This is a genomic window from Alistipes sp. ZOR0009 (assembly GCF_000798815.1).
Classification (GTDB): domain Bacteria; phylum Bacteroidota; class Bacteroidia; order Bacteroidales; family ZOR0009; genus Acetobacteroides.
Genome location: NZ_JTLD01000021.1, coordinates 64,894 through 89,015, shown reverse-complemented (window position 1 = coordinate 89,015; position 24,122 = coordinate 64,894). Strand labels below are relative to the sequence as shown.

Here is a 24,122-nt window from a genome sequence, read left to right as displayed (position 1 = left end):
CGGCTCAATTAGGTAAATCCATACTTTTAGCCGCTTTTTTTGGAAGGCCAATTACGTCGGGTAGCGGGCTGACAGCGCGGGGCTTACGCCCATTTTTTGGCATACTTTTATTAAAGGGTCGTAAGCCGCTGCCCTTTTCAGCTAATTGGGAGGGGGCGCTTAGCTGTTTTACAAAAGAAGTCTGAACGGCCCCTTTTTGACCGGCATCAAATTGGCGACACATTCCATAGGGGATTTCCCTACTTTTCTGATTTTTCCCGAAAATGTTAAATTCTTATTTTCAGAAAAATCGGCCAAAGGGCGCAAAAAAAAAGGGCTTCCCCCCACCTGCCTACAGGGTAAATCCTGCCCAAAAAAAGGAATCACCCAGCTGGGGCAGCCAAGCGATGGGCATCCCCCCAAAAAAATATCGCACCACCACTTGCATTTTTAAAAATTTGCTAAATTAGCAGGGTAAGCATATTGCTATCAACCGATAGCGGAAACTATACATATAAGTTAGGCATCTCTTTTGGCGGGCGTAGCCCCGAAATCCACAACAGAAAGGTAGGCGAAGAATAGGTGCAGCAGGTGGGCCACTAAGTTGCCGCAGCAGGAAATGCTCGAAGGAGCCTTCTGTCCGCCGCGTTCGGTGAGGTTACTTCTGCAGAAGTGAGCTCGCGGAGCCGTTCGGTTGGCTCACTTCTACAGAAGTGAGGTGACGGAGCCGTTCGGTCTGCTCACTTCTACAGGAAAAATGATCACGGAGCCGTCCGGGATGGCAAATCCTACAGGAAAAATGATCACGGAGTACTCCGGGAGGACAAATCCTACAGGAAAAGTGGTCACGGAGCACTCCGGGATGGCAAAACCTACAGGAAAAATGATCACGGAGCACTCCGGGAGGGCAAATCCTACAGGAAAAGTGATCACGGAGCACTCCGGGAGGGCAAATCCTGCAGGAAAAGTGATCACGGAGCCGTTGGCGACCATTTTTCCTACAGAAGTGAGCCGACCGAACGGCTCGGTTTGGACAAAACCTCCAGAAAGAGGCGTACCGCATCCTCTGGTGGCCAGCCGCCAGGTAGGCTTTAGGAGACCGCCCGCAGAAGCGGTAACCAACCGGCAACGGGCCAGCACAGCCCGAAGCCCACGTGCAGGCAGCTTTACTTTGATACCATATGTGACAATGCATTTTATCTAAAACTTACAGTTATGAATGCAGCGGTAACTAAGATGAACACCTCCGAGCTCTACGAGTACGCCTCGCAGACGATCGCCCATGCGCAGGAGCATGGGGCAACAACGGTGACCAAGTCGCCCTTGTTTGTTGGGTTATCTACGTTATTTACCAAGTACGACGATGGGTTTAAAAAGGATGGTAAGAGCATGCTCACCAACCCCATTGTTACGCTGGATATCGATCGCGATAGGCTGGTAAAATGGTGCTACTACACCACGCTGGCCCTTACGTTTTCTTCTGATAGCTCGATGGTGGAGGCGGCAACGCACCTGCTATCTAAGCTGGAAACCTACGGTGGATTGAGCTTGACCAAATTTGCCCACGGCGAGGAGTCGGCCGCCATCAAGAGTATGCTTAACGATTTTCGTCGCCCCGAGTACGCCTCGGACGTGACCAAAACTACCATTAAACCTATCCTCGACGAGCTCGCGACCGTACAGGCCGAGTTTGACCTGAAGTTCCAGGAACGACGCGAGGAAAAGGATGAGCGTATTAATGTGGATGCAGCCTACACCCTTCGCGGGGAGCTGGAGGTGGCCATCCGCAAGTTTCGTTTGCAGGTATCGGGCAACGCCTTGGCCGACCCCACCTCGGAGTGGAGCAAGGTAGACAGCGTTCTGCAGCAGCTCGATGCCGAATACACCCAGAAGCTACGTACTAAATCGACCCTTCGCGCTAAGCAGAAGGAGAAGAAGTAGGTAGTACCCTCTTATTAGGTACCGGTAAAGCTGTAGCGCGGTGGGGCATCCTGCTGCGCTTTTTCGTTTAATAAGGGCGGATTGCGCTATGGCGTTTTTATCCCATACAAAAAAACATGGCCATATATCGTTGATATGGCCATGTTGCGCTCTAAACCCAAGTTTAACCAGCAAAATGCGTACAGCTGAAATATATCAGAAGATTCTTCGGCTACCGCAACCGGCTGCAAGGCGAGGTATTCGTCCTACGCCCTACTTGCTACAGAGCAGCAGCAGCCGTTAGAATCTGCTACTCTATCGGAATATTGATATCATCATCCCATGCCGTATCGACGGTAATAACAAAGTCGGCATTACCGTCAAATATCTTTCCGGTTATTTTGGTAATATGGTTAGGAAGTATGGTTACGTTGCCAATTGATCGGGAGACAATCAGGTTGTCGCTGCTATCGTAAGCTTCGATAACTATTGTTTTACCAGCGGCATTCGCCTCATTCCCGAACGAGTAAAAAGCAGCATCAACAAGATTGTCATTAACGAGCTTTTCGGAAATTTCGAAATCTTTGGTTGCTAGAGTTGCCGAATGGGCTAAGCTGTAACTAACCGGGGCATTGCTGTACGTTACCTTTAGCGTTTTGTACGTTTCCTTGAATTCATCGGTAAGATTCAGCTCAACACGCCCAATCGTACGTCGTAGCGTAATTGCAACATCTTTTGTCCCATTTGCAACCACCTTAAATGGCTGAATGGCCGAAAAGGTTTCTTTACTAAACGACTCTTCGATAACAGCAGCATCGAAGCTACTTGCAGGTGCTTTAATGGTATTGTTTCCTACTACCACCGCATTATACACCCCTTCCTGCAGGCGTATTGATGCTTGTCCGTAGTTGCTATCCGATTTTGTCTTACGGATACTATCCTTAAGAGCCCCATTACTGTCGTAGATGTAAATGGTGTAGCTGTCTAGCACTTTATCTGGAGCTTCAACCTCTTTTGAAGCCTTTTCATAGGTGTTGCTTGATAGCGCAGAAACCCCGAATTTAACCTCATACGTTGCGGATGGTGGCGTAAGGACATCAGCATCCTTTGTACACGACATGAAAAATAGGCTCGCTACAGCGAGTGAAGTAATGATTTTTTTCATACGATTTAAATTTGCATTTATGGGCATAGAAGAAGGTACCTTTACGTACAGCAAAACATCTTCAGCAATAATCGCCCTGTGAAACATAGACTAAATAGCGTTTGAGGGTTATCCGCCCTCAGCTGCTACCTATATCAGAAACTAAATATCGATTGTACCATCCCACGAACTATCTATGCTTACGGTAAAAATATCAGAACCATCAAACATATTCCCCGTTAGCCTAGTGAGATAGTTTGTTTTGACAATTAAGTTAGGAACCCGTTTGCTTGAAATTACCTCCCCCTTAGTGTTGTAAACCGTAAACTGAAGTTCCTTGTTCCAGATTTCGCTGTTCGAAAAGCTGTAAAACCACACCTCTTTATCCAGCAGCTGCCTAGATGTAAAGCTCATCTTCACGTTGCTTTTTGCCTTATAGGCTTTGCCTAGCGAAAGCGAATACTCTTGAGGGAATAGCAGAACATTAACTTCGAGGCGTCCAAATTTTTTGGGAATTTCGTCCTGAATATCAACGTCGACACGGCCAACCAGCCGCTTCATAACTACATCGTGCGATTTAGAACCAGCCGGATCAACGATAAAACTAATGGTTGCTCCGAATGAAGCCTCCCCAGAAGGACTTGGCTCTTTAACTATTGCCTTCCAGTAGCTGGCAACATTTTCTACCACATTATTCCCTACAAACAACGCAAAATATTTGCCCGGTTTCAGGTAAACGTTTAACAAGGTATAGTTTGGATCTTCAATACTTCTGCGCCCAGACTTTACCAATGCGCCTCCCTCTGAATATATGTAGTAGCTATAGTATAACAACTTGGAGGATTCCTTTGATACTGCCTTTGGCATTGGAGTTACCTCCTGCCTAAAATCATCAACATTAAAGGAAACCTGAATTTCGTCGCTACTGCTCGATATCTGCAAATCATCAGCTTGGCAGCTAGCAGCAACAAGTGCTATCACGACAGCTAAAAATAGGAGAACTGATTTACTTCGCATATAGGCTCTATTATCAATCACTCCTCTTAACCTTCAATATCCATACCACCGTAGGCTAACGCATACACACAGTGTTACCTATGTTAATTCTTATAGTAACTTCAAAAGTTTCGGTTAGGATGCGTTAGAAAGCCTATATTCTAAAATATAAGGATACTTTTCCCCTTAGATTCACATGTAATTCCAGCTTCTTTTTTGCTCTATTAAACAAAACTACTCCTATAGCGACATAATTCATTAGCTTAAAGAGGAGGTCTTATTCAAATAAATACCTTCATTAAAGGTGCAAAATTCTTGCATTCTTAACTTACCAACATTTAAAGGGCAAAATATAGCATCCAAGAGTTTTTAGTTTGCACAAACTGGGCACACTCCCATTCAATACCCATTTTATGCCATTCAATACCCATTTTATGCCATTCACAATGTTTTAGATTGACATCAGCAAAGCAACCTTTAAATTGGAGCATCAATATTCGAGAATCGAATACGTAACATAACCTAACATAAAATAGATGAAAAATAAGCTGCTAGCCTTGCTGGCCGTTGCCCTAATTGGCGCCGCCAGCTGCTCTAGGGAAAAAGAAAAGGAAGATTTGATTGGCCCGGTAGCCCCTATCCCCGAAAAAGAAGTTCAGTATGGCTACTTGAATATTGAGCTGCAGGAGCTCCCCCAATCAATCACGTTCAGGAGCATCCATATTTTCAAACAAGACACCTGCAGAGTTAAAGAATCGATGACCTACTACCCCGACAAGGATGGTAAGGTTAGCATAAAACTGGCCGAAGGCAATTACAGTGCGATGTTACCTTTCCGAAGAGGATATAACTACGTATGCCACGACTATCATAGCTTCAAAATAAAAGCCAACGAAACGGTTGAGTTTAAATATGCGCTAGAGGTACGCCGCGATACCATAAAATAATCTCGGTATACATTTCATAAAAAAAAGCGGATAGGATACCAACGACTATCCTATCCGCCCTGCCTTACTTATCAAATGGGGGCGTTTGCATGATCCGCCCTTTCTAATACTTCCAACCACCATCTGCCGTTCCCGTTCAGTTACATCGTATGGCTGATACTACATAAAAGGAAACCAGCGATCAACATCTAGCGGTTCGGTATGGTTGGCCATATTGGCCACCTGCGCAATAATGACGTAGGTGCAAATCTCCTCGTTGTTATGGTTGTGGGTGTTGGCCACCTTACTTACATAGTAGGTAACTGGGCGCTCGTTTCGGGTTTCGAGGAAGCCTTCCATCTGCCTAAAGAAGCTGCGCAGCTGCGTTTTTTTGCCCTCAAACACGCGGCTTCGGAAGGTGCCGGTTAGCTCCACGTTGTCGGCATCGGGTAGCGGCTTGGTAACCGATAGCAGCACCTCCTCCTTCCACGAGGAGATGGGATGCCGCAGCAGCAGCGCATCGTTGTCGGCAGGAATAGCATTCATGGCGTAGGCCTTATGGAGCAGGCTCTGGTTTACCGTATCGAGATTATCGACAATTGGATGGTGCATCACCTCGGCCACTGTCGTCCGAATGAAGGGCTTGCGGTTCCACACAAACTCTACATCATCCCAGCACTCTCGGTTAAACTGGGCTTCTAGGCTGATTTTATGACCTTCGATTCGCATGGCAACTCGGTTTTGGTTCTTGGTTGTACGTAAAACCACCCAAAAATTGTAGCTAAAATCTACTGAAATATGCCAAGCTGCAAAAAAATAACAAGGAGCCGCTCCACTTGGGCAAAGCGCGCTGAACGTCTCTTCCCTTATCCTAAAAAAAGAGCTAAACACGTACCTTTTCTCAGCACTAAACTCACGCCAGCGATCGTCGCCTAACCGGCTCATAAGTCGGGGGATTATCCTTCACAAAAAAGAAAATGAGCCGTCCGGATTCTTTAACCAACGTATTACAAAGGATGTCATTTACGCAAAGTCGGCCCGTTTTGGTCTGATATTTGCCCCTACATCTAAAACATGTTACAAAAGAGGATGAAAAGATTAGCCCTAGCAGCCGTAGTTCTGCTACTTGCCACTACCGCCAACGCCCAGCTGCTGCAGTATGGAATTAAAGGTGGTATCAACCAAACCACCCCCAATATCGACAACTTTAAGGCTGGCAGCTACAAAGTTTTTGACGATAAGCGGGAGATTGGGTACCAATTTGGGGCATTTGCTCGGATTAAGCTGCTGATGATTTACGTGCAGCCAGAGCTTAACTACTCGGTACAGAAGTCGAGCGTTAGCATTACGGACAATAAAGGCGCCACATCGGATGGCGTAAAGTACGAGGTAAGCACGCTGAATGTCCCCGTTCTTTTTGGATTTAAGCTTGGCCCGGTTCGCCTAAACGCCGGCCCGATGTACACCAAAAACATCAGCGCAAACAGCGCCTTTAAGAATTTCGACGGCTACAAGTATAGCCTAAACGGCTCGTCGTGGGGATATGCCGCAGGTGTCGGCATCGACCTGTTTAAGATGCTTACAGCCGATCTTCGCTACGAGGGAGGATTCGGGAAACAGGCCACCTTAACGGGTGCCCAAAACAGCATTAGCGTAGGAAAACCTGGGAATGTGAGCCTAACGGTAGGCATATTCCTTTAAGATATACCAAACCAACCCCAAATAGGCAGACTTTTAGATTCTGAGATGGGACGAAAATCCCCAGAGAAGAAAGTTTTGATCTATCATTTTTTGAATTGTAGGCGGTTCAGCAAAATGCTGAACCGCCATTATTTTTTAAGCCGCCTTCTTCTGGTAGAGCGATACCGCCAACACCAGCACCAGCACCGCGTACACGCCCAACGATAGCAGCGGCACGGCAATATCTACAATGGTGGCCCCCTTAAGCATCACCATGCGGATAATCTGGATGAAGTAGGCGATAGGATTTAGCTTATTCAGCCAGATGGCCCACTCGGGCATGCTCTCCACAATGTTGAAGAGGCCGCTCATCATCAGAAATACCATCATAAAAAACCAGCTAACAAACATAGACTGCTGCTGCGTGCTAGACATGGTGGAAATGAGCGTACCAAAACCAATTACCACCAGCAGGTAAAGCAGCGCGGTTAGGTAGAGCGTACCCAAACTCCCGACAATGGGCAGCCCGTACGCCACCCGCCCAATGGCAATCCCCAACGAGATTTCGAAGAGGCCAATTAGCAGGAAGGGAAGAATCTTTCCGGTAATGAACTGCCACTTTTTAATGGGGGTAACGTTAAGCTGCTCAATGGTACCGAGCTCCTTCTCGCGCACCAAGTTCATCCCCGACAGAAATAGGCCTATAGCCGTAACCAGCACCACCAAAATCCCTGGGAGCATGTACATCTTGTAGTCGAGCGTGGGGTTGTACCAAAACCGCGGCCGCACCTCGGCCTTATACACCTGATCGCTGGCACCAGCAGGAAGCAAGGCGCGGTTGTAGTCGCCGATAATGGCGTTGCCGTAGGCGTTGGCCAAGCTGGCCTGCATGGTGTTAATGGCGTTGATTAGCAGCTGCACGTCCACCTTTCCATCACGCACCCGGCTCACGCTAAAGTCGGCAGGGATAACCAGCGCCAAATCGGCCTCGTTGGCATCGATAATCTGCTGAGCCTGCGCTACGGTTGCTGGGTAGCCCTTCATCTTAAAAAACGAAGAGCCGACAAACTTACCCACCAGCTCTCGCGAGTCGGCGGTTTTGCTGTTGTCAACCACCACCAAGTTCAGCGAGCTAACATCGAAGGTTACCGCCTGAATGAGCACCAGCAGCTGCACAATGGGCAGCACAAAAATGATGGGCAGCATGCTCCTGTTTCGAAATATCTGACGAAATTCCTTCTGCAATATGAATAGAACTGTTCGCATATTTTTCTAATTAAATCGTGATACGGAAATCTTGCACGACTCCCTACTCCAACCGAACCTTAAATTTCTTTATGCTGACGGTTATAAAAAGAATGGTCATGCCCAGTAAAATAAGGGTCTCCTTCCACACTCCGGCAAGGCTGCTCCCCTTAAGCATAATATCCTTAACTATAACAATGAACCAACGTGGAGGCATAACGTTGCAGATAACCTGAAGCCATCCGGGCATATTCTCTACGGGGTAAATAAACCCAGAGAGAAGCATCGTTGGAAGCATCAGCGCAAACATGGAGATAAACATAGCCTGCTGCTGGCTTGCCGCTACGGTGGAGATAAGAATCCCCAGCGACAGGGCCATTAGGATGAAAAGCATGCTCTCGCCTAGCAGCACAACGTAGCTACCTAGCATCGGTAACCCAAAAACAAACCGGCTAAGGGCCAGGATAACCACCGCATTTATAAACGACAGCAAAAAGTAGGGCAACACCTTTCCCAGTATTATTTGCGATGGCTTTAAGGGTGATACCAGCAGAATTTCCATGGTGCCGCTCTCCTTCTCGCGGGCAATGGTAATGGAGGTCATCATGGCGGATATTAGCATCAGAATAAGCGCCATGGTGCCTGGCACAAACATGTAAACATTCATCTGCTGCTCGTTGTAAATCATCCGAGGTTGGGCAATCACCCCTTTGGCCATATCCTGTCCAAAAATGTCGTTCACCGCCTTATTGACTATCGAGGTGGTGTAGTTTACCGACGAGCTTGCAATGTTTGGCTCCGTGGCATCTGCCACAATCTGCACGTACGCCTTATGCTGCTCCACCAAATTTCGCTCGAAGTTGGGCTCAAAAACGACGACCATCTTCACCTTATTGGAGCGGAGCACCTCGTGTATCTGCGCCTCGTTGGTCAAATCAATGGTATGGTTGAAAAACTCGGGCGCTCCTAGTGCTGCTATAATTTTTTGCGTGGTAGCATCCTTGCTTTTGTCCAAAATGGCAATGTTGGCATTCTTAATCTCGTTGGTAATAACGTAGCCAAACAGCAGCAGCTGAACTATAGGAATTCCAAAAAGGATGAGCATGGTGCGCCTATCCCTAAAAATATGCTTAAACTCCTTCGACAGAAAACTTACTAACCTATTCATACACCAAGTTTAGTTACGAGCCAACTTTATAAATACCTCATCCATCGACTCTACTTCGTACTTTTCCTTTAGCATTGCTGGCGTATCCAGCGCCTCTATTCGCCCATCCACCATAATGGATACACGGTTGCAGTATTCTGCCTCGTCCATGTAGTGCGTGGTAACAAATACCGTTATGCCACGCTCGGTAGCCTCGTATATGAGCTCCCAAAACTGCCTGCGGGTTACTGGATCGACACCGCCTGTAGGTTCGTCAAGAAACACAATCTTAGGATCATGAAAAATGGCTACCGAAAAAGCCAGCTTCTGCTTCCAGCCCAGCGGGAGCTTCGAGAGTAGCGAATTCCGCTCCTCATAAAGCCCCAAACGCTTAAGCAACAAATCCGATTTCTCGCGAATATTCTTCATCGACATGCCATATACGCCACCGTAGAAACGAATATTCTCGTACACCGTCAAATCTTCGTATAGCGAAAACTTTTGGCTCATGTAGCCAATGTTGCGCTTAATCTGCTCCGACTGGGTAAAGGCATCAAAACCGGCCACCGAAATCACCCCCGAAGTGGGCGACGATAGCCCGCACAGTATTTTAATGGCGGTGGTTTTACCAGCACCGTTCGCCCCTAAAAATCCAAAAATTTCGCCTTGAAATACGTCGAAGGTAAGATGGTCGTTGGCCACAAAGTCACCAAACTTCTTTACCATATCCTTTACTTCGATTATTTTATGTTGCTCTACCATACTATACCTCTATTTGCTGTTAACTGTTGAGGAGGTATTTCCTCCCATTAAATCCATAAAGCAATCTTCGATGGTGGCCTTAATTGGCGTCACCAACAGCGAGCTGTTTCGGATGGAGACCTCTTTTAAAACAAACGCTTCAGCACTCCTATCTCCAATTACAAGATGAACATCCTGCCCAAACGGAAAGGCGCTAGCCACATTGGGAATATCGCGCAACATTTTTATGGTAGAGTAAATGTCTCCACCACTTACAGAGTATATCGGTTTGCCGAACTGTTCAGTAATAGCCTCTGGCGAATCTACCTTCATGATTTCTCCATTTTGAATAAGCGCCACCCGATCGCAAAGGCTAGCTTCGTCCATGTATGGAGTAGAAACAACAATGGTTATGCCTCGAACCTTTAGCCGCTTGAGCATTTCCCAGAACTCCTTACGCGATACCGCATCCACGCCCGTTGTGGGCTCATCAAGCAGCAGCAGCTCTGGCTTATGAATTAGCGCACATGAAAGCGCCAACTTCTGCTTCATTCCTCCCGAGAGCTTGGCTGCCAACCGATTTTTGAAAGGCTCCAACATATGGTATACATCTTTTACCAGCTCGTAGTTGGCCTCTACGGTCGTTCCAAATACGGTGGCAAAAAAGTTGAGATTCTCCTCCACCGTCAAATCTTGATAGAGAGAAAACTTTCCGGGCATGTAGCCTATCTGCCTACGAATAGACTTATAGTCGGCAACTGAATCTTGCCCAAGCACGCTTATTCTACCCGATGAAGGTTGGAGTAGAGATGCAATCAACCTAAAGAGCGTAGTTTTCCCCGCCCCATCTGGACCTATCAATCCAAATAGTTCGCCTTCGGCAACCTCTAGGTTAACGCCTTTAAGCGCCTCCACATCCTTAAACTGCTTATGTATATTTTCGATTACGAGTGCAGCCATAATGCTTTATTGAAAAACAACTGAACCAGGCATTCCAATCTTCAACCGACCATCGTTAGGCACCTCCACCTTTACGGCATAAACCATGTCTACTCGTTCCTCCTTGGTTTGGATGATCTTTGGCGTAAACTCCGCCTGAGGAGAAACCCAAGTTACCACGCCCTCCAACTTAGAGTCAGACTTGGCACTCTCGTCGATATAAACGACGACTCTCTTCCCAACCACCACCTTGGGGAGTACGGCTCCTGTTACGTAAACCTTTAGTATTAGAGATTTGGTATTAGCTAACTTAAACAGCTGCTTACCCGGGGCTGCCAGTTCTCCCTTTTCGATGTATTTATCTAGTATGATTCCAGCAATAGGAGCCTTCAGCACCGACTTTCCAATAAGATCTTTCACTTGCGACTGCTGAGAGGTAATACTTTTCAGTTCACCTTGAATTCCAGCCAACTGGCTTTTTGCCTGTAAAATCTGCTTATTGATAACGCTCAGCTGACCGCTAACATTATCGAAATCGCGTTGAGTCGCAGCTCCATCTTTAAGCATCGCCGAAATTCTCGCAAAGTCCTTCTCCACTGTTTGCTTTTGAGCCTGCAGAACGGCAATCTGCGCCTCGATAGTTCCTTTTTTCGATGATGTAACCTCACGCATACCATCAAGTTGCCCTACCTTTAACGAGTTTTGTAACGAATCTATCGTACAAAGCATTTGTCCTTCCACGACCTCGCTACCTTCTAGTACGGGGGCAGAAGTTACTAATCCACTCACCTCCGATGAAACCACCACTTCGGTTGCCTCAAAATTTCCATACGCGTCATTCTTCTCCTCATTACCACTGCAACTTGCAAGTAATGCGGCAACTACCAGCAAAATATATTTTTGTGCGTTCATTGTCTACTTTCCTTTAATTATGTTGATATTCACTTTGGAGAACGACAGCATAACCCTGTGCATCTCCCTATTCAGCTCTGCCTGCTTCAGCTCAGTTTGACGGCCTACGTAATCAGCAGCATCAATTGCACCGTTATCATACATTACAGAATACGCTTTAGCAACTTCCTGTCGCGCTGTAATTAGCTCCTCATCCGTCTTTAGCAACGATTCGAACTTTGCGACAGTAGACGATTCCTGTGCCAACTCCATTTTCTGGGAGATCTCAAACATAGCCTGACGGGTATCTACCATATTTTGCAGCAACCTCAGCGACTGACGATCACGTTTAGTGCTATTCCAGTCAAAAATATTCCACGATGCTTTTAGCCCAACTATGTAAAAAGGATCAAAAGAAGTGCTAAACATATTCAAACCAGGCTTTCCGTATCCTACCTGACCAAAAGCCGCAATCTTTGGCATCCGTTTAGAAGTGTAACTCTCGTTAAGTATTTCTATCCGATCCTTCTGTTTTTGAAACAGCATATACTCAGGCCTAGAAATCTCTGTCATAGCAACATCTACCCATACAAATTCGGCTATTCTAGAAATAGGTTCTCCGACAAGAATAGAAAGCGCATCTATCAATCCGTTTATCTCATTTTCTGCACCATTAATTTCCTGTGTTAGCTTCAGGATTTCCGAACGAAGCAATAGTTCGTTTGCTTTAAGCGTTGCCCCATTGCGCACTCCTGATATCGTTCTCTTCATTTTCTCATCAAGATCAGACTTCAAGGCGCGTTGCAACTTAATTTGCTCCCGCTTTAACGCAACGCTATAAAATAGCTGCGCAACACGTCCTTTTAGATTATACAAATCCACCTCAACCTGCTGCTTATCGGCATAAAGCGATGCCATCTCCAATTTTTCGGAAGCTTTTGCCGCTCCTCCATCCCAAATCAGCTGACTGATATCTGCCGTTAACTTATACTGATCCTTTGCGGGCGAGCCAATATTAAAGTTCGGAATTGGAATTCTACTTGCATCTACCTGTGTTACATCCGACTGATAGGTTGCCTGAGCATTCACATCGACTTTTGGAAGATAAACAGCCCTATAATTCTTCACCCTCAGGTTGGCAATTCTCTCATAATCTTCCCGATCCTTTGCCCGAGGATAGTTCTGTTCTGCTTTTTCCCAACATTGCAACAGCCTCACATCTTGCGAATAGGCTATGCTAGTACCCCAGAAAAGCAAGAAGAGTATAAATCTCCGCATACTTTTACTTTTTAATTGCGTTTATAACAAACTCAGCCAACGATTTTTTGCGTTCGTCAATAATTTCAAAATACTCCTCTTCTGTAATACCGGCAACAGCCTGATACATGGGCGCAGCAGCAAACTGAAAAACACTTAACGACAGCATATTTAGAATCAAATCCTCTCCTTTTATTGAACGAATAAGCCCTGCATCGACAGCCGCTGCGACCTTAGCCTTGACGACAGCAAGCATGTCAATTTGATTCTTATCCATCATCCTTTTCATAAAATCAGGAACCTTTTTGATTTCCATTAAAATAAAAAGTGGTATAGACGGATTCCTTTTAAGAAACTCCATATGCAGCTCAAAAAACTGAGGAATAATGTCAAGTAAAGATGTTTCCTGCATAAAAAGACCGTACATCTTTGGAAGCACCTTCTTAAAGACCTGCTCATACACAGCCTCAAAAAGCTGATTTTTTGATCGATAATAGTAATGAAGAAGCGCCTTATTAATCCCTGCTTCATTTGCAATCTCCTGCATACGAGCACCATCTAACCCTTTTTCTATAAATATTTTTTTTGCAGCATCTAGTATTTTCTCTTCAGTTTTTTCTTCCATAACACATAACCATTTAGTTTAACTATTCGATTTAACCATTTGGTCAAATATAGAAATAATTTGAGAAACAATGCAAATTCTTTTAAGTCAATCTGCATCGTAAATTTTTAAAATAAGCTATATTAGCAGCCTATTGAGATAAAATCTCAGGAACAAAAGCCAACACATCAACCACAAAGTCTAGGAATGAAGGGGTTACAAAGAAATATATTACTTGGATTTACATGCTTTCTACTATTCAACTCGCTAGACACATCTGCACAACGAAGAAAATTTTCGTACAAAACGTCAAAATCAATTTCGTTTGGGGTTAATGCCGGTGCAAACTATAGCAACCTAATCCCCCAGAATTCGCAAGGCACGCAGTTTAAGACGGGAATATACGCAGGAGGCTTCTTTGAATATATGCTTCCTGCAGATTTCGGTATTGAAGTAGAAGCAAACTTCGCCTCACTTGGAGGAGAAAATGTTCCAACCGAGATTCTTTTTAATCCGAATTCTATACTACTGAATGACACCAAATCGTTAGACCTAATGATGTATGGGGTAGAGGTTCCTGTAATTGCTAAATATCACTTTTCCTCCCTATATCCCGAACTCTTTGTTGGCATTGGTGCAAGCGGCATGTATATTTTAAAATCCCAGGCCGCACTAAACCGGATTCTCAACTTCAATGGGACATACACTTCTGTAACAACCTTCATAGATGTCTCCAAAAAAGTTCAAACCATGATGGCCAGCGGCGTTTTTTGTACGGGAATTCGTTACCCAATAGGCAGCATGGAAATCAGCGTAACGGCAGGTATAACCTATGGCATTACCGATCTTAGCGCCAATAATGTTGTAAATGGAAATGGGTTTAGAACAAAATCGTTTCGATTAGGAGTTTCTCTTGGCTTCTAATCAACGTTCACCTCTGCTATGTTTTCAGCCACATAATTACAGTAGTCGCCCAACCGTTCAGCCTCAGAAAATAGATCGGAATAGAACACGCTTGTTTCATAGCTATACCTTCGCGATTCGAGATAAATTGCATGTTCCGATTTCATCACGCTCCTAAACTGATTGATTTTATCTTCAATTTCATTTGCGCTGCCCAAATCCACGCCAGCATAACCGATCTCTAAATTTTTTTGCATAATACCCAATGATTCGCTTATCAAATCAAATAAGATGTTGATATTAGACCTCATTTCATCATCAAGCATTACCCCTTTCTCTCTTTTTCGTTTAATTGTTTTGGCAATACTATAATTACAATCTGCTATACTCTCCAAATTGCTTATGACCTTATACATTCCCATCATCCTTCGTTGACTAAGGGAACTCAAGTCCGTAGTCGTAATTCGCCGCAAATAAGCAGCAATTTCAACCTCTAACTTATCTGAATTCTCCTCATAGTAGGCAATTCGGCTGTAAAGACTTTCAAATTCATCATTATACGACAGTTGAAATAGCTCTCGAACCATCCCAAACATCTTAACCACTCGCTCTCCGTAAGCCCCTACTTCCTTTTTTGCCTGCAACAACGACATCTCTGATGTATGCAACAAGCCCATAGAGATATACTTTAGACGAAAATCTTCCTCTTCGTGAGGCCTAAATCCAAATTTAACCAACGATGCCACTATTTGAGGAGAAAACCAGATAAGGATGGCTGCAACTAGCAAGTTAAAAGAGGTATAAAACAAAGGCAAAGCAACAGCCACATCCATACCTGCAAAAAGCGTCTCTACTCCATCAATTTTTACAATGGAATAAACGAGCAGCATTAGGCAAGTTGCAAACACATTGTAAATAAAATGAACACGAGCAGACCTTCGCGCTGAGACATTCCCTGCGGATGCAATGTAGTTCGTCACAATTGCCGTTCCAATATTAGCACCCAAAATCATTGCTGTTGCCAATGCAAAAGGGATCCACCCTTGACTACAAAGGGCCAAAGTAAACACAAAGATAGCGCTCGACGAACGAGTAATAAGCGCTAACAACATGCCAACTAATAAAAATACAACTACTGCTCCAAAACCCCAAACAGCACTTTGGCTCACAAAATCAATGACAATTTCTACCATTCGAGATGACGGAATTGCATCCTTTAAAATAGCAACTCCGATAAAAAGCAACGAAAAGCCAACTAAAACGCCTCCCCATGCTTTTCGTTTTTCAATCGAAGAAAAGACCAAAGGGACTCCAATAGCCAATACCGAAACTGTAAATAGATCTACACCAAACTTAAAGCCAAGCAAAGAAACCATCCACGCAGAAAAAGTAGCACCAATATTTGCGCCCAATATTATGCCAACCGACTGAGACAGGGATATAACCCCAGCATTCACAGAGCTAACAACCATAACAGAAGCCGCAGAAGAAGAAAGAATGGCTGCCGTAAAAAAAGTACCAGCAAAAATTTGATTAATCCGATTAGCTGTCATTGCAGGCAAAAATCGTTTCAATGTGCCTCCTATCAACTTTTGAAGCGATTCGCTCATCAATTTCATTCCATAAAGAAACAAAGCTAGCGAACCTACAATATTTAATATTTCAACAACACCGTACTGCACTTTTCGATACATTTTAGAATTAACACAACAACAATCGACCTTGTAGATAGCTATTTCACGATATGATACACCCTATTAACAAGTCCATCAACATCAATACTTAATGCAGAAACCACAATTCTTGCTCTATCGTAAAAAGGTTCTCGATTATTTAAGGTGAGGGCAATATAGTCTACCAATTCCTCATAAGTTTTTCCCTGCAGCAGAGGTCTATTTTTTCGAGCACCTTTTAATCGGCTTGCAAGTGCATTGGGGGTCATTTTAAGATAGATGGTAATGCCATTTTCCCTCATTACATCCATATTATTGTAAAAGCAAGGGGCACCACCGCCAGTAGATACGAGTACGTCATCCATCATCGTTGAAACTTCAACAACCGCATCACGCTCCCGCTCCCTAAACCCCTGCTCTCCTAACTCAGAAAACTGTTCGGTAACGGTTTTTCCATACTTCTCCTCTACAAACTGATCCAAATCGAGGAATTTCAACCCCAACTTGGAGGACAGCCGTTTTCCAACTGTAGTTTTACCGCATCCCATGAAGCCAATCAAAAAAATACGCATATAAATCAAAATAAAGCAGCGATGGCTGGATTTTCGAGTAAAGTAGTAATAATTTTGGAAATAGATAACCACGAAAGGCTGACTTACATCAACTATATTTAAACTAATTCAAACTATTTAATAGTCAATTTTGAACCTTTCCCTTTTTTAATCCGTTAAAGTAGTAGATTGACTTCCTTTTGATGCAAAAATGTACTAAAATAATTTTGAAGGCAATCAAATGGCAAGATTTTTGCCACGAGTATACACATAAAAGTTGACTAAATTTATCCCTTATATTCCAACAGCCAGCTTTATTTTTTTAAAGTAAAGTCACCATTTATTATTCCCAAATGGAAAAAAGAGGTCGCATGTGAATGCTGCCTCTTTCTTTTTATAGGGATCAACGACCTTAACAACAAGGAGAACCTCGAAAATCAAGACTCCCCTCGTTTTTACATCTTCATAAACTTTGTTCGAGAAACCGACTTAGTACAAATAATCTCAAACAAATAAACACCTAGTTTTAAATTCTGAACGTCAATAGTTCCCCTAAAACAATGTACAGTAGGCACCTGTGGCAGCCCGGGTAGCTTACCTTAAGTTGATACCTGCACGAAGCCTGGCGGCAAGCGTAAAGCGCCCCTCGTTACGCTCGTAGCCTACGGCCTTAGCAAAGGCGTAGTAGTAGCGAACTCCTGGGGCAACCTCAAAGTTTACCCACTTCCAGCTGCGCCTTATCCCCCAAAGCGCGCTAAGCTCGAGCTGGTTAACGCTTTCGACGTTGCGATAGTTGGAGATTAGAAACCAGCGTGGATAGAAGGAGGTGCTGAAGGCCAAAAAGTTCGCGCTATTCCCATCAGTAGGCTTACCCATACGGCTTCGCTTCTCGAGGTTGTAGTACCAGCGCGGCTCTACCGTAAGCACGGGTACAATGGCAAAGCCAGACTTAGGGTAAAAGGAGCCGTACCAGAAGTATCCCGTAAAACCAGCCTCACCGCGTAGGGTAAGCTGGCTGGTCAGGCGCCGCTCGTTGCTTCCCCATATATCCAGAAAGCTGGTTTGAACCTGCCATAAAGATTTTTCGACGCTGGCCTCCTGCGCAAGGGTGCGACTTGGAGCAAACGGAGCAAGTACCGAGAGCAAGAAAAGAAGCTTTTTCATAGATAGATATATTTAGCTATAGTTATAGGCAGAAATCCCATCCATAAAAGGGGGTTTCTACCTATATAAGAGCAACTTTTCCCGATTTTGTACTCACCCATCCACCGCCTCTTTTGGCGGCATCCCAGAATATACCACCACTGCAGAGCGAACCCAAGCGCAGAAACAGGGATGCTGCAGGGGCAAGACCATCATGTAAAAGAAGAATCCCCTTCTAAAGCATGCTGCTTTGGAAGGGGATTCGATATTTTATGCCTCTACGGATGCCGATGCTGGGGCTAAAGGCCCAAGTCCATCTGCTTGGCGTTGCTGGTATCTTCCGGATCGAGGCTTAAATCTACAGGTCCATCCTCCTCGTCTTCCAGCTCCTCATCGGTAGGCTCGGGCTCCTTCTCCAGCGGCTCGATAAAGGTTACCTTACCCACCTCGTAGTTGGATACCCTTTTGCCTCTTGCCTTGGAGCTCTTAACGCCAATGAATTCATCCACGTCGATATGCTCCATTGGTCGGGCGCTATGGCCTCCACCAAAGACAACCTCGAGCTGCGGATAGTCGTCGTCGTTAACCTCTATGATGTACGAAGCCTTGTGCTCGCCAATAAGCTCCGACGGACGCTCGCTGAGCTCCAGCGTGCAGCGCTTCACGTAGAAGAACTTCTGCTCGCCATCGTAGTAGGTAACGGAGAATACCTTTTCCGAATCGTACTTCTCAATTCGAAGTATCTCATCCTCGTAGCGGTTGGTTAGCTCGTACGATGTGGTGTAGTAGGTGCCGTTTTTGGCAATTACCAGAATCCTATCGTCAGAAAGGAACTCGCCAAGATGGGTGCCGCGTCCGTCTGCGTTTAGGCGACGTATCGTATCGTCGAACCATATATTCTGCCCACCGAGCGTAGAAACGCCCTTCTCCTTTAGCACCACCTTATGGATGGCGTACTTGGTGAAGATGTTACCCATCGATGAACGCCCCTTGATGGCCAGCTCGGAGAAGTCGAGATCCACAATAAGCTTCTTGAGCCTTGGACGTGGCTTAAAGTATATCTTAAGCACCTCGGCCTCGCCGTTGGGGTTGGCGCTCATGTACAGGATGCTGGAACCGGGTGTTCCCTTGCAGATATCGTACTCCTTATCGCGCGTAATGCCGGTAATGGCGCAGCGCTTCATGTATATCGCCCCGTTCTTTCCATCGCGGTAAACCACGTTGTAGATGGTACGGGTGTCGTTTTTCTTAAATACGGCAATGTGAAGAATATCCTTGCCCACAAAGCCCTTGTCGGTTACCTTGGTAATAACGTAGCGGCCATCGCGTAGGAATACAATTACGTCGTCGATATCCGAGCACTCGCAAACAAACTCCTCCTTCTTAAGGCCGGTACCAAAGAATCCCTCCTTGCGGTTAACGTACAGCTTCTCGTTGGCCACAACCACCTGAGTTGCCTGTATAACGTCGAAGTTGCGGATTTCGGTTTTACGCTCGCGCCCCTTGGCGTACTTACGGCGAATGTTCTCGAAGTAGTCGATAGTATAGTCTACCAGATGGGCCAGATGGTTTTTCACCTGGTCCATCTCCTCCTCCATGCCGCGAATGTACTCATCGGCCTTCTTGGTGTCGAACTTCGAAATGCGCTTAATTTTTATCTCCGTCAGCTTGATGATATCCTCGCGGGTAACCTCGCGGCGTAGCAGCGGCTTAAACGGATTCAGCCCAAGGTCGATGGTTTCGATAACCGACTCCCAGGTTTCGCACTCCTCAATGGTAATGTATATGCGGTTTTCGATAAATATCTTCTCCAACGACGACATGTGCCATCCCTCCTCGAGCTCGTGCAGGCGGATGTCGAGTTCCATTTTAAGCAGCAGCATCGTTTGCTCGGTTGAGCGGCGAAGTATCTCCTTAACGCCCATAAAGTAGGGGCGCTTATTCATAATGATGCAGGAGTTGGGCGAGATGGATACCTCGCAGTCGGTAAAGGCGTAGAGCGCGTCGATGGTCATATCTGGGCTCACATCGTTGGCCAGATGTATCACGATCTCCACATCCTGGGCGGTGTTGTCGTCCACCTTCTTTATCTTGATCTTGCCCTTATCGTTGGCCTTAAGAATCGACTCTATGAGCGACGTGGTTGTCTTTCCGAAAGGCACCTCAGTTACCACCAAGGTTTTCTTGTCAAGCTTGTTGATTTTGGCGCGAACCTTTACGGCTCCACCGCGCAACCCGTCGTTGTAGCGGGTAACATCAATCATCCCGGCAGTTGGGAAGTCGGGGTAAAGCTCAAAATCCTCACCACGCAGGTGCGCTACCGAAGCGTCGATTAGCTCGACAAAGTTGTGTGGAAGGATCTTCGAAGCCAAGCCTACGGCAATACCCTCTACGCCTTGTGCCAGCAGCAAAGGGAACTTTACGGGCAGGGTTACCGGCTCCTGGTTACGGCCGTCGTACGAGGCCATCCACTCGGTAGTTTTGGGGTTAAACACCACATCGTTGGCAAACTTCGAGAGGCGCGCCTCGATGTAACGAGGGGCCGCCGAGCTGTCGCCGGTTAGTATGTTCCCCCAGTTACCCTGGCAGTCGATAAGCAGGTCCTTCTGCCCCAGCTGTACCAGCGCATCGCCAATGGAGGCGTCGCCGTGCGGGTGAAACTGCATGGTAAAGCCGATGATGTTGGCTACCTTATTGTAGCGGCCATCATCCATTTTCTTCATGGCATGCAGAATACGACGCTGTACAGGCTTAAACCCGTCCATTACGTGCGGAACGGCACGTTCTAGAATTACGTACGAGGCGTAGTCAAGAAACCAATCCTTATACATCCCCGATAGCTTGTACTTCTTTGTTTCACCCAACAGTTTCTGGTAGTGGGCTTTCTCTTCGGGACTAGACGATTTGACTGAGTCGTCTTCCATTTCCAAACTTTTGTCCAGCTCTTCGCTCATCTATGTAGCTATTCTGTAGTCATTTTTGTCTATATCTATTCGTTGGCCGTTTGGCGCTGCGTCATCTCTTCGATATTTTCGGCCAGCAGCTCAATTTCGTCGAGCACGTCGGCCACTTCAACCATCTTTTCGAGATCTTCGACCACATCCTCCTCAACCCTCAGGTTGCCGATGATAAACTCCTGGCGCTCGGGGGTATTTTTCCCCATATAGAACTGAAGCAGGTCGTGTACCGAATCTTCCTTGGTAAGGCGCACGGGGTCTAGGCGGATATCTTCCCCGATAAAGTTGCGGAACTCGTCGGGGGAGATTTCACCAAGCCCCTTAAATCGGGTGATCTCAGGGTTGGCACCCAGCTTAGCAATGGCCTCTAGCTTCTCCTCCTCATTGTAGCAGTAGAAGGTTTGCTTCTTGTTGCGCACACGGAAAAGGGGTGTTTGCAGAATGAAGAGGTGCCCACGACGAATAAGATCGGGGAAAAACTGCAGGAAGAAGGAAATAAGCAGCAGGCGGATGTGCATCCCGTCCACGTCGGCATCGGTAGCGATAACCACCTTGTTGTAGCGAACGTTATCGATATCCTCCTCAATATTTAGGGCTGCCTGAAGCAGGTTAAACTCCTCGTTTTCGTAAACAATCTTTTTGGTAAGTCCGTAGCAGTTTAGGGGCTTACCCTTTAGGCTAAACACAGCCTGGGTATTCACGTCGCGGCTTTTGGTGATAGAACCGCTCGCCGAGTCACCCTCGGTGATAAAGAGCGTACTCTCTTCGGCACGAGGATTCTTATCTCCATTGTGCAAACGGCAGTCGCGCAGCTTTCGGTTATGGAGGTTGGCCTTCTTAGCGCGCTCCTTTGCCAGCTTCTGAATGCCAGAGATGGCCTTGCGGTCCTTCTCACTCTCCAGAATCTTCTTTAGCAGCGCCTCGGAAGCCTCTGGATTTTTATGCAGGTAGTTATCCAGCTTTTCCTTAACAAAGTCGACAACAAAGTTACGTACCGATGGGCCATCGGGACCAATATCCTTAGAGCCCAGCTTGGTTTTTGTCTGCGACTCGAATACCGGCTCTATCACGCGGATGCTAATGGCCGCGACAATGGAGTTACGGATATCGCTGGCATCAAAATCTTTCTTATAGTACTCGCGAATAGTCTTAACGTAAGCCTCCTTAAAGGCAACAAGGTGCGTTCCCCCCTGCGTGGTGTGCTGCCCATTCACAAAGGTGTAATAGTCTTCGCCGTACGAGGTGCCGTGGGTAATGGCCATCTCGAAATCCTCCCCTTTTAGGTGGATTGGCGCGTAAAGTGGCTCGTCCGAGATGTTATCGGTTAGCAGGTCGAGCAGACCATTCTTCGAGGTATAGTTGGTGCCGTTAAATTCGATGGTTAAGCCGGTGTTCAGGTAGATGTAGTTCTTAATCATCGCCTCTACGAAATCGTAGTTGAAGATGTACTTACCAAACACCGTCTCGTCGGCCGTATAGCTTACGGCTGTACCGTTGGAGAAGCCATTCTCATCGGCCACCGTATTGGTGTCTGAAATAACCTCCCCTTTGGAAAAGACGATCTTACGAGTTTGCCCATCACGAAAGGCCTGAATCTGAAAGTCGATAGAAAGGGCGTTAACCGCCTTTATACCAACCCCGTTTAACCCTACCGACTTTACGAATGCCTTAGAGTCATACTTTGCTCCAGTGTTCATCTTAGAGGCAACGTCGGCCAGCTTGCCCAACGGAATACCACGCCCATAGTCGCGTACCGACACGGTCTTATCGTCAATCTTAATAGAGATCTTCTTTCCGAAGCCCATGGCAAACTCGTCAATGGAGTTGTCCAGCACTTCTTTTAGCAGGATGTAAATACCGTCATCGGGAGAAGAGCCATCGCCCAACTTACCGATGTACATACCAGGACGACGACGGATGTGCTCTTTCCAGTCGAGTGTCTGAATACTATCTTCAGAATAGTTTACAGTCATATTGGCTATATAGATTGCTATTGCAAATATAGGAGAAAATAGCGTGGCTCGTTAATACAAATTATCAACAAGTTATTAACGTACCGCCTCAACCCCAACAGATTTAAAGCATTATTAAAATGGAGGGCCTAGAAGCAAAAGGCTTGCCACATCCACCTTCATAGACGATATGGCAAGCCTTTAGACATATGCCTCGAATGTTAAAAATGCTCTCCGTTCTCGTAGTATCGCTCGCGCTTTAGCTTCACGAAGTAGACATCAACGGTAAGATACCCCGCCTTTATAAGGTGGTTGGTTATGCATTGCGCCACCTTATCCTGCATTTCCTGCGTACGGGCAAACCAAGCGACCTCCACAATTGGGTTGGTTTTTACAATTCGTCCGTCCATAATAAAGGTCGAAGGGATATGCTCCAAGCTGAAGTAATCGCGAGGAGAGCCAACTATTTCAACCAACTCGTCCACCAGCTTGGTGCTAATGGCAACCAACTTATCTTGGTCAACCGATTTAAATCTGAGCAAAGGCATCTTCTGTTCTATTTTTATAAAGCATATCCCCACACGGCCAAAAGCATGGCCGGGGATAAGACGTAAATTACATGCTACTTGTACTTTTCGGGGGCCATCTCCTGATGCACGGTTCGCATCATCACCTCGAGCTGCTCGGCCACCTGGCGCGGTGTTAGGTCTTTGATTGATTCGAAGCTAACCTCCGGAAGCACCTTCATTCTAAACTCTTGGGAGAGCTTAAACCCGAACTTACCGCGGGGCATCGCATCAAAGGTACCCTCTATAACTACCGGCAGTATTCCCACCTTGTTGCTCTTGGCTACCACAAAGGCTCCCTCCTTAAAGTGCTTTACCTTTCCATCTCGGGTTCTGGTTCCCTCTGGGTAAAGGAGTACCGACTTCCCGTTGGCTATTTTTTCCGATATGGCGTGCATCATCATGCGGGTGCTCTTGGTGGTTCCGCGCTTGATAGGAATGTCTCGGCACATCCACATAAGCCATCCAATAACAGGAATGTATAGCACCTCGAACTTCGACACCCAGTTAAACTGCGATCGAATAAAGGTTGAAAATGGAATGTCTAGGGCCGATTGGTGGTTCATCACCACGATGTACTGCTTGGTAGCGTCTATGTTCTCCATACCTTCGGCGCTTACGGTCCAGCCGGGGCTTATGTTAAAGTACAGCCGCCCCCACCAAAAGCGGTAGCTGTTAAGCCAACGAACCTCCCTGTCGAACGGCAAATTGATAAGCCATACGATCAAAGCAGGGATGAACAAAATACAAGATAATGCGATATAAGCGATTAGGTAAATTACAACAACTACTGTTTCCATCTTCTCGTGTCATCAAAAATAGCTCAAGCCTTTGAACCCGCTACAATTTTACATCATTTTTCGGAATAATTCGGACAAAAAGGAATAGAGCTCAAATAAAACCTCTTG

The 24,122-nt window shown here is 46.0% G+C and carries 20 protein-coding genes and 2 pseudogenes; 5 read left to right on the top strand and 17 right to left on the bottom strand.

Annotated elements, in window-relative coordinates; translation table 11 throughout:
- On the top strand, nt 1–185 hold a 185-nt coding region (locus tag L990_RS20350), incomplete at its 5' end, for a hypothetical protein (RefSeq protein WP_231562261.1).
- Between the two features lie 1,009 nt (nt 186–1,194).
- A complete protein-coding gene (locus L990_RS07470; RefSeq protein WP_047447106.1) occupies nt 1,195–1,920 on the top strand; it encodes a DUF6261 family protein in 726 nt (241 codons plus the stop codon).
- Nucleotides 1,921–2,209: 289 nt separating this feature from the next.
- On the opposite strand, the gene L990_RS07465 is transcribed toward L990_RS07470, so the two are convergent.
- A complete protein-coding gene (locus L990_RS07465) occupies nt 2,210–3,064 on the bottom strand; it encodes a DUF4493 domain-containing protein (RefSeq protein ID WP_197057256.1) in 855 nt (284 codons plus the stop codon).
- Nucleotides 3,065–3,205: 141 nt separating this feature from the next.
- Nucleotides 3,206–4,060 carry a hypothetical protein gene (locus L990_RS07460; protein WP_156121421.1) on the bottom strand — a complete coding sequence of 285 codons (855 nt, stop codon included), beginning with the start codon at nt 4,058–4,060 and terminating at the stop codon, nt 3,206–3,208.
- A 515-nt stretch (nt 4,061–4,575) separates the two neighbouring features.
- On the opposite strand from L990_RS07460, the gene L990_RS07455 reads away from it, so the two are divergent.
- Nucleotides 4,576–4,986 carry a hypothetical protein gene (locus L990_RS07455; protein ID WP_047447096.1) on the top strand — a complete coding sequence of 137 codons (411 nt, stop codon included), beginning with the start codon at nt 4,576–4,578 and terminating at the stop codon, nt 4,984–4,986.
- 159 nt (nt 4,987–5,145) lie between these two features.
- Here L990_RS07455 and L990_RS07450 read toward each other — a convergent pair whose 3' ends face one another.
- Entirely contained in the window at nt 5,146–5,910 is a 765-nt protein-coding gene (locus tag L990_RS07450) for a hydrolase (protein WP_047447093.1), read from the bottom strand.
- Between the two features lie 144 nt (nt 5,911–6,054).
- Here L990_RS07450 and L990_RS07445 point away from each other — a divergent pair, with 144 nt between their 5' ends.
- Nucleotides 6,055–6,666 (top strand): porin family protein, encoded by a 612-nt coding sequence (locus tag L990_RS07445; protein ID WP_047447090.1) that lies wholly within the window; start codon nt 6,055–6,057, stop codon nt 6,664–6,666.
- Between the two features lie 135 nt (nt 6,667–6,801).
- On the opposite strand, the gene L990_RS07440 is transcribed toward L990_RS07445, so the two are convergent.
- The 7 genes and pseudogenes from L990_RS07440 to L990_RS07410 form a co-directional block, all read right to left on the bottom strand.
- Complete coding sequence (locus L990_RS07440; protein WP_047447087.1) at nt 6,802–7,911, bottom strand: ABC transporter permease; 1,110 nt, start codon at nt 7,909–7,911, stop codon at nt 6,802–6,804.
- Between the two features lie 43 nt (nt 7,912–7,954).
- On the bottom strand, nt 7,955–9,058 hold the full coding sequence (locus tag L990_RS07435) for an ABC transporter permease (RefSeq protein WP_047447084.1): 1,104 nt from the start codon (nt 9,056–9,058) through the stop codon (nt 7,955–7,957).
- Nucleotides 9,059–9,067: 9 nt separating this feature from the next.
- Nucleotides 9,068–9,781: pseudogene (locus tag L990_RS07430) on the bottom strand (ABC transporter ATP-binding protein); the annotation flags it as partial.
- A gap of 27 nt (nt 9,782–9,808) precedes the next feature.
- Nucleotides 9,809–10,738 carry an ABC transporter ATP-binding protein gene (locus L990_RS07425; RefSeq protein WP_047447082.1) on the bottom strand — a complete coding sequence of 310 codons (930 nt, stop codon included), beginning with the start codon at nt 10,736–10,738 and terminating at the stop codon, nt 9,809–9,811.
- Nucleotides 10,739–10,744: 6 nt separating this feature from the next.
- Complete coding sequence (locus L990_RS07420) at nt 10,745–11,629, bottom strand: HlyD family secretion protein (RefSeq protein ID WP_047447078.1); 885 nt, start codon at nt 11,627–11,629, stop codon at nt 10,745–10,747.
- 3 nt (nt 11,630–11,632) lie between these two features.
- Complete coding sequence (locus tag L990_RS07415; RefSeq protein WP_047447075.1) at nt 11,633–12,886, bottom strand: TolC family protein; 1,254 nt, start codon at nt 12,884–12,886, stop codon at nt 11,633–11,635.
- A 4-nt stretch (nt 12,887–12,890) separates the two neighbouring features.
- The gene (locus L990_RS07410; protein ID WP_047447071.1) at nt 12,891–13,490 is read right to left on the bottom strand and encodes a TetR/AcrR family transcriptional regulator; all 600 of its coding nucleotides are present in this window, start codon (nt 13,488–13,490) and stop codon (nt 12,891–12,893) included.
- Nucleotides 13,491–13,676: 186 nt separating this feature from the next.
- Between L990_RS07410 and L990_RS07405 the strand changes: the two genes are divergently transcribed.
- The gene (locus L990_RS07405; protein WP_047447068.1) at nt 13,677–14,393 is read left to right on the top strand and encodes an outer membrane beta-barrel protein; all 717 of its coding nucleotides are present in this window, start codon (nt 13,677–13,679) and stop codon (nt 14,391–14,393) included.
- On the opposite strand, the gene L990_RS07400 is transcribed toward L990_RS07405, so the two are convergent.
- From L990_RS07400 to L990_RS07370, 7 genes and pseudogenes are all read right to left on the bottom strand, one after another.
- Nucleotides 14,390–16,066: a Na/Pi cotransporter family protein gene (locus L990_RS07400; protein ID WP_052180829.1), complete on the bottom strand. Its 1,677-nt coding sequence runs from the start codon at nt 16,064–16,066 to the stop codon at nt 14,390–14,392. The genes L990_RS07405 and L990_RS07400 overlap by 4 nt on opposite strands.
- 38 nt (nt 16,067–16,104) lie before the next feature.
- Entirely contained in the window at nt 16,105–16,617 is a 513-nt protein-coding gene (locus L990_RS07395) for a shikimate kinase (protein WP_047447065.1), read from the bottom strand.
- Nucleotides 16,618–17,190: 573 nt separating this feature from the next.
- The gene (locus L990_RS07390) at nt 17,191–17,760 is read right to left on the bottom strand and encodes a hypothetical protein (protein ID WP_052180828.1); all 570 of its coding nucleotides are present in this window, start codon (nt 17,758–17,760) and stop codon (nt 17,191–17,193) included.
- A 278-nt stretch (nt 17,761–18,038) separates the two neighbouring features.
- Nucleotides 18,039–20,693, bottom strand: a complete 2,655-nt coding sequence (locus L990_RS07385) for a DNA gyrase/topoisomerase IV subunit A (RefSeq protein WP_052180827.1) — start codon at nt 20,691–20,693, stop codon at nt 18,039–18,041.
- A 146-nt stretch (nt 20,694–20,839) separates the two neighbouring features.
- Nucleotides 20,840–22,669 (bottom strand): annotated as a pseudogene (locus tag L990_RS07380) (DNA topoisomerase IV subunit B); the annotation flags it as partial.
- Between the two features lie 200 nt (nt 22,670–22,869).
- Nucleotides 22,870–23,196, bottom strand: coding sequence for a DUF1904 domain-containing protein (locus L990_RS07375; RefSeq protein ID WP_047447062.1), 327 nt, complete (start codon nt 23,194–23,196; stop codon nt 22,870–22,872).
- A gap of 74 nt (nt 23,197–23,270) precedes the next feature.
- Nucleotides 23,271–24,014, bottom strand: a complete 744-nt coding sequence (locus L990_RS07370) for a lysophospholipid acyltransferase family protein (protein WP_047447059.1) — start codon at nt 24,012–24,014, stop codon at nt 23,271–23,273.
- Nucleotides 24,015–24,122 lie beyond the last annotated feature (108 nt).